14 protein-coding genes and 1 pseudogene are annotated in these 12784 nt (G+C 63.7%); 7 read left to right on the top strand and 8 right to left on the bottom strand.

Annotation, left to right across the window (positions count from 1 at the left end; translation table 11 throughout):
* Positions 1-44: 44 nt before the first annotated feature.
* The gene (locus FLM21_RS05815) at positions 45-1076 is read right to left on the bottom strand and encodes an IS3 family transposase (RefSeq protein WP_246120704.1); all 1032 of its coding nucleotides are present in this window, start codon (positions 1074-1076) and stop codon (positions 45-47) included.
* Positions 1004-1153 (bottom strand): annotated as a pseudogene (locus tag FLM21_RS21240) (transposase); the annotation flags it as partial. The pseudogene FLM21_RS21240 and the gene FLM21_RS05815, both read right to left, overlap by 73 nt.
* Positions 1154-1207: 54 nt before the next feature.
* On the opposite strand from FLM21_RS21240, the gene FLM21_RS05820 reads away from it, so the two are divergent.
* Positions 1208-1564: a 5-carboxymethyl-2-hydroxymuconate Delta-isomerase gene (locus FLM21_RS05820; RefSeq protein WP_148714659.1), complete on the top strand. Its 357-nt coding sequence runs from the start codon at positions 1208-1210 to the stop codon at positions 1562-1564.
* 147 nt (positions 1565-1711) lie between these two features.
* Here FLM21_RS05820 and FLM21_RS05825 read toward each other — a convergent pair whose 3' ends face one another.
* The 4 genes from FLM21_RS05825 to FLM21_RS05840 form a co-directional block, all read right to left on the bottom strand.
* On the bottom strand, positions 1712-1951 hold the full coding sequence (locus FLM21_RS05825) for a BrnA antitoxin family protein (protein ID WP_222846783.1): 240 nt from the start codon (positions 1949-1951) through the stop codon (positions 1712-1714).
* A 34-nt stretch (positions 1952-1985) separates the two neighbouring features.
* The gene (locus FLM21_RS05830; RefSeq protein WP_148714661.1) at positions 1986-2279 is read right to left on the bottom strand and encodes a BrnT family toxin; all 294 of its coding nucleotides are present in this window, start codon (positions 2277-2279) and stop codon (positions 1986-1988) included.
* A gap of 31 nt (positions 2280-2310) precedes the next feature.
* Positions 2311-2616, bottom strand: coding sequence for a hypothetical protein (locus FLM21_RS05835; protein ID WP_148714662.1), 306 nt, complete (start codon positions 2614-2616; stop codon positions 2311-2313).
* Positions 2617-2789: 173 nt separating this feature from the next.
* Positions 2790-3806 (bottom strand): SMP-30/gluconolactonase/LRE family protein, encoded by a 1017-nt coding sequence (locus FLM21_RS05840; RefSeq protein ID WP_148714663.1) that lies wholly within the window; start codon positions 3804-3806, stop codon positions 2790-2792.
* Between the two features lie 97 nt (positions 3807-3903).
* Here FLM21_RS05840 and FLM21_RS05845 point away from each other — a divergent pair, with 97 nt between their 5' ends.
* Complete coding sequence (locus tag FLM21_RS05845; protein WP_148714664.1) at positions 3904-4800, top strand: LysR family transcriptional regulator; 897 nt, start codon at positions 3904-3906, stop codon at positions 4798-4800.
* 272 nt (positions 4801-5072) lie between these two features.
* Here the strand turns inward: FLM21_RS05845 and aceA are convergent, their stop codons facing one another.
* Together aceA and FLM21_RS05855 are read right to left on the bottom strand one after the other, a co-directional pair.
* Entirely contained in the window at positions 5073-6353 is a 1281-nt protein-coding gene (gene aceA, locus FLM21_RS05850) for an isocitrate lyase (RefSeq protein WP_148714665.1), read from the bottom strand.
* Positions 6354-6557: 204 nt separating this feature from the next.
* Positions 6558-7283 (bottom strand): hypothetical protein, encoded by a 726-nt coding sequence (locus FLM21_RS05855; protein ID WP_148714666.1) that lies wholly within the window; start codon positions 7281-7283, stop codon positions 6558-6560.
* 117 nt (positions 7284-7400) lie between these two features.
* On the opposite strand from FLM21_RS05855, the gene FLM21_RS05860 reads away from it, so the two are divergent.
* From FLM21_RS05860 to FLM21_RS05880, 5 genes are all read left to right on the top strand, one after another.
* Positions 7401-8132 carry a helix-turn-helix domain-containing protein gene (locus FLM21_RS05860; protein ID WP_148714667.1) on the top strand — a complete coding sequence of 244 codons (732 nt, stop codon included), beginning with the start codon at positions 7401-7403 and terminating at the stop codon, positions 8130-8132.
* Between the two features lie 93 nt (positions 8133-8225).
* Entirely contained in the window at positions 8226-8774 is a 549-nt protein-coding gene (grpE, locus tag FLM21_RS05865; protein WP_148714668.1) for a nucleotide exchange factor GrpE, read from the top strand.
* A 131-nt stretch (positions 8775-8905) separates the two neighbouring features.
* Positions 8906-10837: a molecular chaperone DnaK gene (dnaK, locus tag FLM21_RS05870; RefSeq protein WP_148714669.1), complete on the top strand. Its 1932-nt coding sequence runs from the start codon at positions 8906-8908 to the stop codon at positions 10835-10837.
* 76 nt (positions 10838-10913) lie between these two features.
* Positions 10914-12044 (top strand): molecular chaperone DnaJ, encoded by a 1131-nt coding sequence (dnaJ, locus tag FLM21_RS05875; RefSeq protein ID WP_148714670.1) that lies wholly within the window; start codon positions 10914-10916, stop codon positions 12042-12044.
* A 179-nt stretch (positions 12045-12223) separates the two neighbouring features.
* The gene (locus FLM21_RS05880; RefSeq protein ID WP_148714671.1) at positions 12224-12637 is read left to right on the top strand and encodes a DUF2141 domain-containing protein; all 414 of its coding nucleotides are present in this window, start codon (positions 12224-12226) and stop codon (positions 12635-12637) included.
* Positions 12638-12784 lie beyond the last annotated feature (147 nt).

Consider the following 12784-nt stretch of genomic DNA (forward strand, 5'->3'; position numbering starts at 1 on the left):
CTCGAATACACCCGACGTCACCCCCTCATGAATAGCATTTCGCTTTAGAGTCCGGCCCCCGATATTACCGGTTTCTTCCTCGCTAGCTGCCGGGCATAGGCCGATGGCGTCAGCCCGCCCAACGCCTTCTTCGGCCGCTCCTCGTTGTATTCCCGTCGCCAGGCTTCGATCACCACCCGCGCATGCGCCAAGCTGGTGAACCAGTGCTCGTTCAGACATTCGTCCCGCAGCCGGCCATTGAATGATTCGATGTAAGCGTTCTGGTTCGGTTTGCCCGGTTCAATCTGCCGCAGCGTGATGCCGCGCCGGTACGCCCAGTGCAGCATCGCTCGACCGCAGAACTCCTTGCCGTTGTCAGTGCGAATCACCTGCGGCAAGCCGCGTGAGACCGCTAATCGATCCAGTTGCCGCGTCAGAATTTCGCCACTGATGGCTCGCTCCGGGATCACCGCAATGGCTTCATGCGTGGCATCGTCGACAACGGTCAGGCATTTGATCACTCGTCCTTCGGCCGTGCGATCAAACACGAAGTCCATCGACCAGACCGCATTGGCGACCTGCGGCCGGATCAGCGGCTGCCGCTCCGATGGCGGCACCTTCTTGCGCTTGCGTCGCCGCACTTGCAGCCCGGCCAGTGCATATAGCCGTTCTACCCGCTTGTGGTTCACTGCCCAGCCGCTCTGGCGCAGCTTCAGATAGATCATCCCTGCACCGTAGCGACGATGGCGCTGCGCCAGTTCGACGATCCGCTGCCGTAACATGCCGTTCCGATCCGGCTTGGGCCGGTAGCGCAAGGCGCTCGGACTCATTCGGGCGATGCGCAACGCCCAGCGCTCACTCAGACCCCGTCCGGCGAGGAACCGCACCAGCTCGCGTCGCGTTGGTGCGGTCACCACTTTTTTTGCAGTGCTTCCTTGATGACCTCGTTTTCGAGCATCGAATTGGCCAGCATGCGCTTGAGCCGAGCATTCTCGGCCTCGAGTTCCTTGAGCCGCTTGGCGTCGGAGACGCTCATGCCACCGAACTTGCTGCGCCAGAGATAGTAACTGGCTTCGGAGAAACCGTGCCGGCGGCACAGTTCCTTGATGGGCAAGCCCGCTTCGGCCTCGCGCAGGAAGCCGATGATTTGTTCTTCGGAAAAGCGTTTCTTCACGTCCAGTCTCCTTGATGGAAGGGATTGGACTCTAAAGCTGCGTGCTACTCAAACTTGGGGGGACGTCGCACCCACAACCTCCCCGACTACGACGCCCATGCCGCGTTGCATACCCTCGCGCAGGCCATGTTCGAATCGGGCCTGTTTGGCGAGGCCGACATCAAGGGCCGGGCGCATTGCTTGGCTACTTGGCTGGTCGGCACTTCGGATACCGAAACGGCGTTCGTCCACCTGCAGGTGGCGCTGCTCTCGGGCCGCACGGCCGAGCAGAAGCAGGCGTTGGGCCAGCGTTTGCTGGCGGCGCTGCATACCACCTTGCCAGCTGGTCACGGCCCGGTGCAGCTCACCGTGGATACGCGGGATATGGAGAGGGAGAGCTACGCCAAGGCGGTGCTGGAGGCCGCCAGTTGATCGCCCCCGAAGGTTATTCGCGCTGATCGCCGACTCCGGCGTCATGATCAGCAAAAGCTGCTCCCGGACATCCTGCACGCTGGGGCGGTTCTGAATTGAAAAAGGCTCGCCGGTTGGCGAGCCTTTCTTCTGTGAGGGGCGAAGCGATCACGCCGCGTTCAGTTCCCGTTCCGCAGCTTCGATGACTTCCTCGGAAACGCCCTGGCGCTTCAGTGCTTCGATCAGGCGGGCCTGCTGGTGGCTGGCGAATTGGGCTTCGTCGCGGCGTAGGCCTTCGCTGAGGTAAGACTTCAAGAGCGCTTGGTAGCCTGAGAAGCCGCGTTGCGGGGCAATGGCCTTCATCGATTCCACCACATCCACCGGGATGCGCAGGGTGATCGAGGTCATCGGGCGATCTTTGGTCAAACGGGATTTGAGACGGTCACTCAACATAGCGATGTTCCTCATCGGTCGTTGCGCGCCGCGCTGAAATGATGCGGATGTGGGCATCCTCGATTTCGATGTGCACCACAAACAGCAGTCGGCCGGCGGCGCTCAGGCCAATGACTGCATCACGTGCTTCGTCGTTGCGGGACGCATCCACCAGCTGGAACAGCGGGTCCGCAAAGACCGTAGCGGCCTCTTCAAACCGAATGCCGTGCTTGCGCAGGTTCAGGTCGGCTTTGTCCGCGTTCCAGACAAAGTCTTCCCCATTCAACTTGAAGTGAAGGTCCATGACCGAAGCCTAGGTTTGTGTATTGCACTTGTCAATACATTCCGCACCGCTTGAGCTTGCGCTCGCAGAAGCGCTTCCAGCACCACCAAGCCAGGCCACAGGGGATCAACACCAGTGCCCCGATCTTGTTTTTGGGTGTCCACATTAGCGCCAGCAGCTCTGATGCGTATGTCTGGAGAGCAACGATCAGCAGAATGCCGACGCCGAAGAAAATCACTGGGGAGAGCTGGGCATAGACCAAGCGCGGCCAGCCTTCCAGCGGGCTCCAGCGCCACAGCACAATGAAGAAGGCCAGCGAGCTGATCGAGATCATGGAGAGATCGGTGGCCGTCATCATCGACGCGTAGGAAGGCAAACCGGCATTTTCTATCAATTTTCAGCCCGGATGGATTATCAGAGCCGGATCAGCCCATGCCCACCAAGCCGCGCTAGGCAACGGCCCGGTGCAGCTCACCATCGATACACGGGATATGGAGAAGGAGAGCTACGCCAAGGCCGTGCTGGCGGCAGTCAGTTGACTGGCTTGTGCTTGCTGGCCGTTACAAGCGGGATGGACTGCACGGTGAACGGCACTTGGTCCGGGATCGCGGCGGGGTTCTGGGCGTGGCGCAGCAGCAGGTCGTACTTGGATTCGATGAACCACACCCGGCCTTGCGCGTAGGTGCCGGAGGAGGGCGCGTCGAGCCCCTGCACTAGCGTGTGCAGCATGGCTTGGTCGCCATCGAGGTGCAGCCGGGTGATGGCGCCTTCGTTGTGCTTGTCGCCAAAGGCGTTGCTCTCGAACACCAGCAACTCGTTCCGGCCAAGCACGCGCAGTGCATCGGCGTTGCGCAGCGGGCGTGGCATGTCCAGCCGCGTGCTCGCGCCCGCTGTGCCGTTCGCGCCGATCTCGATGCGCCATAGCCACGGCACGGCGGCGACGGCGCTCAGGTAGAGCCGGTCGCCATCAAGGGCGATGCCGTTGAAGGTGAAGCGCTTGCCGTTCATTTCCAGCTTGGGGCTGTCGGTCAATAGCTCGGGCCGGTCCAACCAGACCGAGAGTGCGGTATCGCCCCGCCGCAGCCGCAACACGCGCGGATGATAGGAGTCGGTGAGGTAGACCGTGCCGGCGCCATCCACCACCAGATCGTTGCAATAACCGTCGTCCGGCAGCGGGTAGCTCGCCTGTGCTTCGCCGGTGGCGAGGTCGTAGCGCTTCAGCGCGCTGGGTGTGGCGGGCACCGTGGTCAGGCCCAGGTTGCCCGAGCACACCCATAGCGTGCGCCGCGCCTCGTCGAGCGCGATGCCCTGCGTGTTGGCGAGCCCGCCGCGGCCGGGCGGCACCAGCAGGCGCGTGATGCCGTCCGGGTGGATACGCACCACGGCACCTTGGCGCCAGCTGCCGATGTAGAGCGTGCCGTCCTGCGCGGCCGCCACGCTTTCCGGGTACCAGTCCGGCGGCAGCATATGGGCGTTGGGGGCGGCCAGGGCGATGGTGCTGGCGAGCAGGCCGGCGATCAGGGTCATTCCAGAGAAGAAGGTGCGCATGTCGCACTCCGGGTGAGGGGATGCGCTGCATTCTTTTCCGTGCGCGATTCTTGATAAAGAATGCACGGATTGGATCAATCACAAGCATGGGTTGGGAATGGATCAGCTCACCAGCATGGCCGTATTCGTCTGCGTGGCCGAGCGCGGCAGCTTTGCCGCGGCGGGAATGGCATTGCAGCTGTCGGGCACCATGGTGGCCAACCATGTGGCGGCGCTGGAGCGGCGCCTTGGCGCCACGCTGATCCACCGCACCACGCGGCGCCACGCACTCACAGTCGTCGGCACGGCGTATCTGGAGCGCTGCCGCGATGTGCTGGCCAGCGTGGCGGCGGCCGATCGCGTGGCCGATCAACTCACCGCCGAGCCTAGCGGCCTGCTGCGGGTGACCGCGCCGGTCACCTACGGCGTGCATCGGTTGACGCCGCTGGTCACCGCCTACCAGCAGCGTTATCCAGCGGTGACGGTGGAGCTCCATCTCAACGACAGGCTGGTGGATCTGGAAGAGGAGGGCTACGACCTCGCCATCCGCTCGGGTGAGCCGCCCAAGGATTGCCCCTTGATCGCACGCCTGCTGCAAACGAGCCAGATGCGGATTGCCGCGAGCCCGGATTACCTGGTTCGCCATGGGGTGCCGGATCATCCGCAGGCGCTGGCAGCGCATCAACTGCTCGGCTTTGCGGCATGGGGCGACGCGCCACAGCTGCGCTTCAGCCGCGATGGCGAAACGGTGTGCCTGCCGTTCAAGCCCGCCCTTACCATCAACAACGGCCAAGCGCTGCTGGTGGCTGCGCTCGCCGGGCACGGGATCGTGGTGCAGGCGGATGTGCTGCTGGACGAACCGATCGCAGCCGGGCTGCTGCAGCCCTTGCTGCCCGATTGGTCGCTGCCGCAGCGGCCGATCTATGCGATGCGCAAGCCGGATCGGGCGCCGGGCGCGCGGGTGCGCAGCTTTGTCGATTTCCTGTTAGCCGAACTGGCGGGCGAGCGGGGCTAGCCATGAAAAAATGCCGCCCGTCCCCGTGGGAGCGAGCGGCATCGTGGTGCGGCTGCCGACACCCAGGCTTGAGGTGCCGGCGGCTTGCGCTGTTGGCGCAAGCAGGCGGGTTGCTGGCGATGCGGCGGGTGCGGGATGGTCCGCCGCGCCAGCAATCCACTTTCGGGTACAGCCGGCGCTCGCTGCATCCGCCCGGTTTGCGGGTGGGCCGGGTGGATGGGCGCGAGTGCTTTACTGCAAGACGGCGGGCATCGCCAGGCGATGCGCGTCGCTTAGTGGAACTGTTCTTCTTCGGTGGATCCGGTCAGCGCTGTGGTCGAGCTCTGGCCTTGCTGGATCACCTGCGTCACCTGGTCGAAGTAGCCGGTGCCCACTTCGCGCTGGTGCTTCACGGCGGTGAAACCCCGGTCGGCAGCGGCGAATTCGGCCTGCTGCAGCTCCACGAAGGCAGTCATGCCCTGGCGGGCGTAGCCGTAGGCGAGGTTGAACATGCCGTAGTTGAGTGCATGAAAGCCCGCCAGCGTGATGAACTGGAACTTGTAGCCCATGGCGCCCAGTTCCTTCTGGAACTTGGCGATGGTGGCGTCGTCCAGGTTCTTCTTCCAGTTGAAGCTTGGCGAGCAGTTGTAGGCCAAGAGCTTGCCCGGAAACTTGGCGTGGATGGCCTCGGCGAAGGCGCGGGCGTATTCCAGGTCTGGCTTGCCGGTTTCGCACCAGATCAGATCGGCATACGGTGCGTAGGCAAGGCCACGGCTGATCGCCTGCTCGAGGCCCGGCTTGGTGCGATAGAAGCCTTCGGGGGTGCGCTCTCCGGTGCAGAACGGCTTGTCGTTGTCGTCCACGTCACTGGTCAAGAGGTCTGCAGCTTCGGCATCGGTGCGGGCGATGAGAATGGTCGGCACGCCCAGCACGTCGGCGGCGAGGCGGGCGGCGGACAGCTTTTCCACCGCTTCGCGTGTCGGCACCAGCACCTTGCCGCCCATGTGGCCACACTTCTTCACCGAGGCGAGCTGGTCTTCGAAGTGCACGCCGGCAGCGCCCGCTTCGATCATGCCCTTCATCAGCTCGAAGGCGTTGAGCACGCCGCCGAAGCCGGCTTCGGCATCGGCCACGATGGGTGCATAGAAATCGATGCTGTCGTCACCCTCGGCGTGGTGGATCTGGTCGGCACGCTGGAAGGTGTTGTTGATGCGGCGCACCACCGCCGGCACCGAGTTGGCCGGGTAGAGCGATTGGTCCGGGTACATTTCGCCGGCGATATTGGCATCGGCCGCCACCTGCCAGCCGGAAAGGTAGATGGCCTTGAGGCCGGCCTTCACCTGCTGCATGGCCATATTGCCAGTCAGCGCGCCGAGTGCGTGCACGTAAGGCGTTTCGTGCATCAGCGCCCACAGCTTGTCGGCGCCACGGCGCGCCAGCGTGTGTTCGATCTGTAGTGAGCCGCGCAGTCTTTCAACATCCGCTGCGCTATAAGTGCGCTGGATGCCGTTCCAGCGCGGATTCTCGCGCCAGTCCTTCTCTAGTTGTGCAATGCGTTCTTCCCGCGTACTCATGGCTTTCTCCCGCAAAAAAGCTGGCCTTCAGGCCTTGGTTGATAGGGTTTTGGAGCGCCGCACCGCTGCGGTGCAATAAATTTTGCGCTGCACCATGAGAGTGTAGTTTGTGATTTGTGACTACAAGTTGGGGATTGCACTTACCGCGATGTTTCAAGCGGACACGGCGTGCGCAGCCGCGGTTTTGCTACAGCTGCACATGCTTCAACGACGTGTTGTGCGCGCAACCAGGCTGCGAACGATGCACCAGCTGGCAGCAGCGGCGAGCAGATGCTTGAGCGTGTGCCCGCTGATGGTGTCCGTCGCGAGCAGCAGGGGGTGATCGGCCAGTTCGGCCACCTTGGCGATCGCGTAGAGGCCGATGGCGGCGGCGAAGGCCAGCCGGTCGCGGCGTGGGGCGTGCCACTGCCACAGCGGGATCAGCACCAGCGGCGCCAGCTGCAGCGCGAGGTAGGGGCGCAGGTCGCCACTGCAATGCCACCACAGCACGCTCAGTACCGCACATACCGCGAGCTCGATCAGGTGGCGGCTGCCATGGGTATCGGCGTGCACGGCGGCAAGCAGGCTGGCGCAGGCGAGCGCAATGGGCAGCCTGTCCCACAGCAGGCGGGCGTCGTCCGGCGCCAGGTGGTAGAAGCCGGAGCCGGCTGCAGTCAGCATCAGCGCGACGAGGAACAGCGAATAGCCATTCCAGCCGGCCTGCAGCGCCGGCGCGTGGCGGTGCGGCCATAGTTTCACCAGGCCCCACAGCCCGACCAAGGCGAACGGCAGGTTGGAGAGCACATCGGCGGCGTGGGCAAGGCCCAGCCAACGGCGCTGGTCGGCAAAGGCGTGGTAGTCCGGCCATTGGGCGATGGGGCCGTGCCAGGCCAGAGCGGCAATGGCCATCAGGGAGATGAACAGGGTGAGCGTGTGTTGCCAGCTGCGCATTGCGGGTCTCCTTCGGGAATGTGGTGCGCGCAGTGTGGTCGGTCAGCATTCTGGATGAAACCTTGTTTAGAATCGTAGCGCTGGATAAGCTTGAAAGTATCAATTGGCGATACTTTCATGGACGAAACCCAGCGTTTGCTCCAGACGCTCAAGCGTCAGTTCAAGGTGGCGGGGCTCACCTACCGGCATGTGGCGCAAGCCAGCGGTTTATCCGAGCCCAGCATCAAGCGGCTGCTCAACGGCGGCGGTATCACGCTGGAACGGCTGTGCCAGTTGGCCGCGCTGGCGGGGCTCACCGTGGCCGAATTGGCCGAAGCAGCGGCGCATGCCGAACCCGAGCTGCATCGGCTGACCGTGGCCCAGGAGGCCAGCCTGGTGGCGGACGACCGACTGCTGCTGGTGGCGGTGTGTGCGCTCAACCACTGGTCACTGACGGAGATCACCGCCTGCTATCGGCTCGAGGAACTCGACGTGCTGCAGCGATTGTTGCAGCTCGATCGCATGGGCCTGATCGCACTGCTGCCCGGCAACCGCATCCGGCTGAATGTGGCCCGCGATTTCGACTGGCTACCGGATGGGCCGATCCAGGGTTTTTTCCGCGAGCGCGGCCAGCCCGATTTCCTGGCTGATGATTTTGCCGGTGACAGCGCCAGCCTGCAGTTCGCGCATGCCATGCTGAGCCCGGCCGCACTGGCGCAACTGCAGCGCCAGTTGCGGCGCCTGCGCCAGGATCTTGCTGAGCTGCATCGCGACAGCCTGGCGGTGCCGCTGGCACAGCGGTGCGGCGTCGGCCTGTTGCTGGCGCTGCGCGAATGGGAGCCAGCGGCGTTTGCGGGGCTGCGCCGTTGATGGTCATTAACCCCGAATCAAGTAGGGCCTCTTGAAATGTCGCTCATGGCGCCCATCTGCCGGTGCATTGCAAAGTTTTTGGGGAGCAAGACCATGAGTCACGAACAGAAACCTGAAGACCTGAACCCGGTTGAGCAGGACGTCAACGCCGAAGCCGGCGAAGCCCAGCTGAATGCCGCCGAGGATAGCCTCGACGCGCGCATGGCCGAGGTGGCTGCCGAGCTGGAAAAGGCACGCCAGGACGTGCTGTATGCCAAGGCCGAAGGCGAGAACATCCGCCGCCGCGCTGCCGAAGAAGTGGACAAGGCGCGCAAGTTTGCCGTGGAGAAGTTCGCCCGCGAGCTGCTGTCGGTGAAGGATGCGATGGATATGGCGCTGCTGGATCAATCCGGCAATTTCGACGCACTGAAGATGGGCGTCGATCTCACCGCCAAGGCACTGACCAGCGCTTTCGAGAAGTTCGAGCTGCTGGAGATCGCGCCGCAGACCGGCGACAAGCTCGATCCCAACCTGCACCAGGCCATCTCGATGGAGCCGGCCGAGCAGGAAGCCAACACCGTGGTGCGCGTGCTGCAGAAGGGCTACACGCTGGCCGGCCGCGTGCTGCGCCCCGCGATGGTGATCGTCGCCGCACCGAAGTGAGCCGCGGCGCCTTGTCCCGGCTTGTCATGCCGGTGACTTGAAACAGGCGCCGCCATCCCCACTTTCGGAACAAGGTTATTGAACTTGATGCCTCGCCCAGGCGGGGCGTGAACAGGAAAGGAATCCAGACAATGGCAAAAATCATCGGTATCGACCTTGGTACGACCAACAGCTGCGTATCCGTCATCGAAAACGGCCAACCCAAGGTGATCGAGAACGCCGAAGGCGCTCGCACCACGCCGTCCATCATCGCCTATCAGGAAGACGGCGAAATCCTGGTCGGCGCGCCGGCCAAGCGCCAGGCCGTGACCAACCCGCGCAATACGCTGTACGCGGTGAAGCGCCTGATCGGCCGCAAGTTCACCGAGAAGGAAGTACAGAAGGACATCGACCTGATGCCCTACAGCATCGTCAAGGCCGACAACGGCGATGCCTGGGTGGAAGTGCGTGGCGACAAGAAGGCCCCGCCGCAGATCAGCGCCGAAGTGCTGCGCAAGATGAAGAAGACCGCCGAGGATTACCTGGGCGAGGAAGTGACCGAAGCCGTGATCACGGTGCCGGCCTACTTCAACGATAGCCAGCGCCAGGCCACCAAGGATGCCGGCCGCATCGCCGGGCTGGATGTGAAGCGCATCATCAACGAACCGACCGCCGCAGCGCTGGCGTTCGGCATGGACAAGCACGAGAAGGGCGATTCCAAGATCGCCGTGTATGACCTGGGCGGCGGCACCTTCGACATCTCCATCATCGAGATCGCCGATGTCGACGGTGACAAGCAGTTCGAAGTGCTGGCCACCAATGGCGACACCTTCCTCGGTGGCGAGGACTTCGACCAGCGCCTGATCGACTACATCATCGGCGAGTTCCAGAAAGAGCAGGGCATCAACCTGAAGCAGGACGTGATGGCGCTGCAACGGCTGAAGGAAGCCGCGGAAAAGGCCAAGATCGAGCTCTCCAGTGCGGCCCAGACCGAAGTGAACCTGCCCTACATCACCATGGACGCGACCGGTCCGAAGCACCTGGTGCTGAAGATCACCCGCGCCAAGTTCGAATCGCTGGTGGAAGAGCTGATCGCCCGCTCGATCGAGCCGTGCCGCATCGCGCTGAAGGATGCCGGCCTCAAGGCATCCGACATCGACGACGTGATCCTGGTCGGCGGCCAGACCCGCATGCCGCTGGTGCAGGAAAAGGTGAAGGAATTCTTCGGCAAGGAAGCGCGCCGTGACGTGAACCCGGATGAAGCCGTGGCCGTCGGTGCCGCGATCCAGGGCGCCGTGCTGGGTGGCGATCGCAAGGACGTGCTGCTGCTCGACGTGACCCCGCTGTCGCTGGGGATCGAGACGCTGGGCGGCGTGATGACCAAACTGATCAACAAGAACACCACGATCCCGACCAAGGCATCGCAAGTGTTCTCCACTGCCGACGACAACCAGAACGCCGTGACCATCCACGTGCTGCAGGGCGAGCGCGAGAAGGCTTCGGCCAACAAGAGCTTGGGCCAGTTCAACCTGTCGGATATCCCGCCGGCACCGCGCGGCACGCCGCAGATCGAAGTCACCTTCGACATCGATGCCAACGGTATCCTGCACGTGAGCGCCAAGGACAAGGCCACCGGCAAGGAAAACAAGATCAAGATCCAGGCATCGTCGGGTCTGTCCGAGGCCGAGATCGAGCAGATGGTGCGCGATGCCGAGCTCAACGCCGAAGAGGACAAGAAGCTGCATGAGCTCGTCACCGCCCGCAACCAGGGTGATGCGATGATCCACTCGGTGAAGAAGTCGCTGGTCGAGTTCGGCGACAAGATCGCCGCCGACGAGAAGGCTGCCATCGAGACCGCGATCAGCGAGCTGGAAGCCGTGGTGAAGGGCGACGACAAGGACGAGATCGAAGCCAAGACCAACGCGCTGATGCAGGCCAGCCACAAGCTTGCCGAGCAGATGTATGGCCAGCAGGGCGCCGAAGGTGCGGCAGCGGCCGGTGGTGCGGCTGGCGGCGAAGCCGGCAAGGGTGACGACGGCAATGTGGTCGACGCCGAGTTCACCGAAGTGAAGGACAACAAGTAAACTCCTGCCGGAGTCATCGGGAAAGGCACGCGGCGCGCGGGGCGTGTCGTCGTGCCTTTTCGCTTAGGTGGAATCCATGTCCAAGAAAGATTTTTACGATGTGCTGGGCGTCAACCGCGACGCCAGCGACGACGACATCAAGAAGGCTTATCGCAAGCTGGCGATGAAGTACCACCCGGACCGCAATCCGGACAGCAAGGAAGCCGAGGAGAAGTTCAAGGAGGCCAAGGAGGCCTACGAGATACTCTCCGAGCCGCAAAAGCGTGCCGCCTACGACCAGTACGGCCACGCCGGGGTCGACCCGCAGGCCGGCATGGGTGGGGGTGGTTTTGGTGGCGGCGGCTTTGCCGACGCGTTCTCCGACATCTTCGGCGATATCTTCGGTGGTGGCCGTGGCGGCGGCGCAGGTGGGCGTTCCAACGTCTACCGCGGCGCCGACCTGCGCTACAACATGGAGATCACGCTGGAAGAGGCCGCGCGCGGCGTCGAGAAGCAGATCAAGATCCCGTCGCACGAGGAGTGCGACAACTGCCACGGCACCGGCGCCAAGCCCGGTACCGAGGCCAAGACCTGCCACACCTGCGGCGGCCATGGCCAGGTGCGCGTGTCGCAGGGCTTCTTCAGCATCCAGCAGACCTGCCCCACCTGCCATGGCTCGGGCAAGTACATCCCCGATCCGTGCCGCAAGTGCGGTGGCAGTGGCCGTGTGCAGACGCACAAGACACTGGCGGTGAAGATCCCCGCCGGCGTGGACGAGGGCGATCGTATCCGCCTTTCCGGTGAAGGCGAGCCGGGCGTGAACGGTGGCCCACCGGGCGACCTTTACGTGGTGGTGCACCTCAAGCCGCACGGCGTGTTCGAGCGCGAAGGCAGTGACCTGCATTGCGAGATGCCGATCAGCATCACCGTGGCGGCGCTCGGTGGCGAGATCGAGATCCCCACGCTCGACGGCAAGGCACGCATCAGCATTCCCGCAGGCACCCAGACCGGCCAGGTGTTCCGCCTGCGCGGCAAGGGCATCAAGGGCGTGCGCAGCGCGGTGAACGGCGATCTGATGTGCCACGTGGTGCTGGAAACGCCGGTCAACCTCACCAGCCGGCAGAAGGAATTGCTGCGCGAGTTCGAGGAGATCAGCGCCGGCGATTCGGCCAAGCACAATCCGCGCGCCAAGTCCTTCATGGACAAGGTGAAGGATTTCTTCTCCTGAATGCGGTGTAGTGAGAACAAAACCCCGGTTTGCACCGGGGTTTTGTTTTTTCCGCAGCAGGCGACACTTGGTCGGGCGTTGAGGCTTTTCGTCGTGGCAGGCCGCAGCTTGTCGCAGTGGTGCTGGCGGAAAAGAGCGATGGCATACGCTGGCGACTTCTCCCTGGCCAAGGTGCTGCCATGTCGCTGCGTTTCATCCCCATTGCCCTGCTGCTGTCCGCCACCGCCGGTGCGGCCGATTTGATCGTCGATATCGCGCCGCTCGAACGCCCGCAAGGCGCGGTGCGGCTGGCGCTCTATCAACGCGCGGAACATTTCCTGCAACTGGCAAGGGCGATGCAGTTGCGTGAGTTACCCGCCACAACGGGCAAGCTCAGCGTGCGGTTTGCCGATCTGCCGCCTGGCCAGTATGCGGTGGCCGCCTACCTGGATAGCAACCAGAACGGCGAGCTCGATGAGAACTGGCTGGGCATTCCCAGCGAGCCCACCGGCTTCAGCCGCAATCCGTCCACGCGCATGGGGCCGCCGGATTGGGCAGACAGCATGGTGGCCATTGGTGATACGCCGGTCGTGCTGACGTTGCGGTTGAAATAAGGCTGGGCCGACCTTTGAATGCTCAGGTCGGGGCCGTCATGTACGGCACCCGACCGATTGCCAGGGTTGACGATGCGGGCATTCGGGCGCGACGGCTGGGCACCGACGACACACGTTACGCCTGGAGCACGCGGAGACCCACGAGGC

The organism is Chitinolyticbacter meiyuanensis, from assembly GCF_008033135.1.
Lineage (GTDB): Bacteria > Pseudomonadota > Gammaproteobacteria > Burkholderiales > Chitinibacteraceae > Chitinolyticbacter > Chitinolyticbacter meiyuanensis.

Excerpts from the sequence above, each read along its gene's own strand:
- FLM21_RS05825 (WP_222846783.1), bottom strand. The coding sequence starts at position 1,951 with ATGACCTCGATCACCCTGCGCATCCCGGTGGATGTGGTGGAATCGATG.
- FLM21_RS05830 (WP_148714661.1), bottom strand. The coding sequence starts at position 2,279 with ATGGACCTTCACTTCAAGTTGAATGGGGAAGACTTTGTCTGGAACGCG.
- FLM21_RS05835 (WP_148714662.1), bottom strand. The coding sequence starts at position 2,616 with ATGATGACGGCCACCGATCTCTCCATGATCTCGATCAGCTCGCTGGCC.
- FLM21_RS05840 (WP_148714663.1), bottom strand. The coding sequence starts at position 3,806 with ATGCGCACCTTCTTCTCTGGAATGACCCTGATCGCCGGCCTGCTCGCC.
- FLM21_RS05845 (WP_148714664.1), top strand. The coding sequence starts at position 3,904 with ATGGATCAGCTCACCAGCATGGCCGTATTCGTCTGCGTGGCCGAGCGC.
- aceA (WP_148714665.1), bottom strand. The coding sequence starts at position 6,353 with ATGAGTACGCGGGAAGAACGCATTGCACAACTAGAGAAGGACTGGCGC.
- FLM21_RS05855 (WP_148714666.1), bottom strand. The coding sequence starts at position 7,283 with ATGCGCAGCTGGCAACACACGCTCACCCTGTTCATCTCCCTGATGGCC.
- FLM21_RS05860 (WP_148714667.1), top strand. The coding sequence starts at position 7,401 with ATGGACGAAACCCAGCGTTTGCTCCAGACGCTCAAGCGTCAGTTCAAG.
- grpE (WP_148714668.1), top strand. The coding sequence starts at position 8,226 with ATGAGTCACGAACAGAAACCTGAAGACCTGAACCCGGTTGAGCAGGAC.
- dnaK (WP_148714669.1), top strand. The coding sequence starts at position 8,906 with ATGGCAAAAATCATCGGTATCGACCTTGGTACGACCAACAGCTGCGTA.
- dnaJ (WP_148714670.1), top strand. The coding sequence starts at position 10,914 with ATGTCCAAGAAAGATTTTTACGATGTGCTGGGCGTCAACCGCGACGCC.
- FLM21_RS05880 (WP_148714671.1), top strand. The coding sequence starts at position 12,224 with ATGTCGCTGCGTTTCATCCCCATTGCCCTGCTGCTGTCCGCCACCGCC.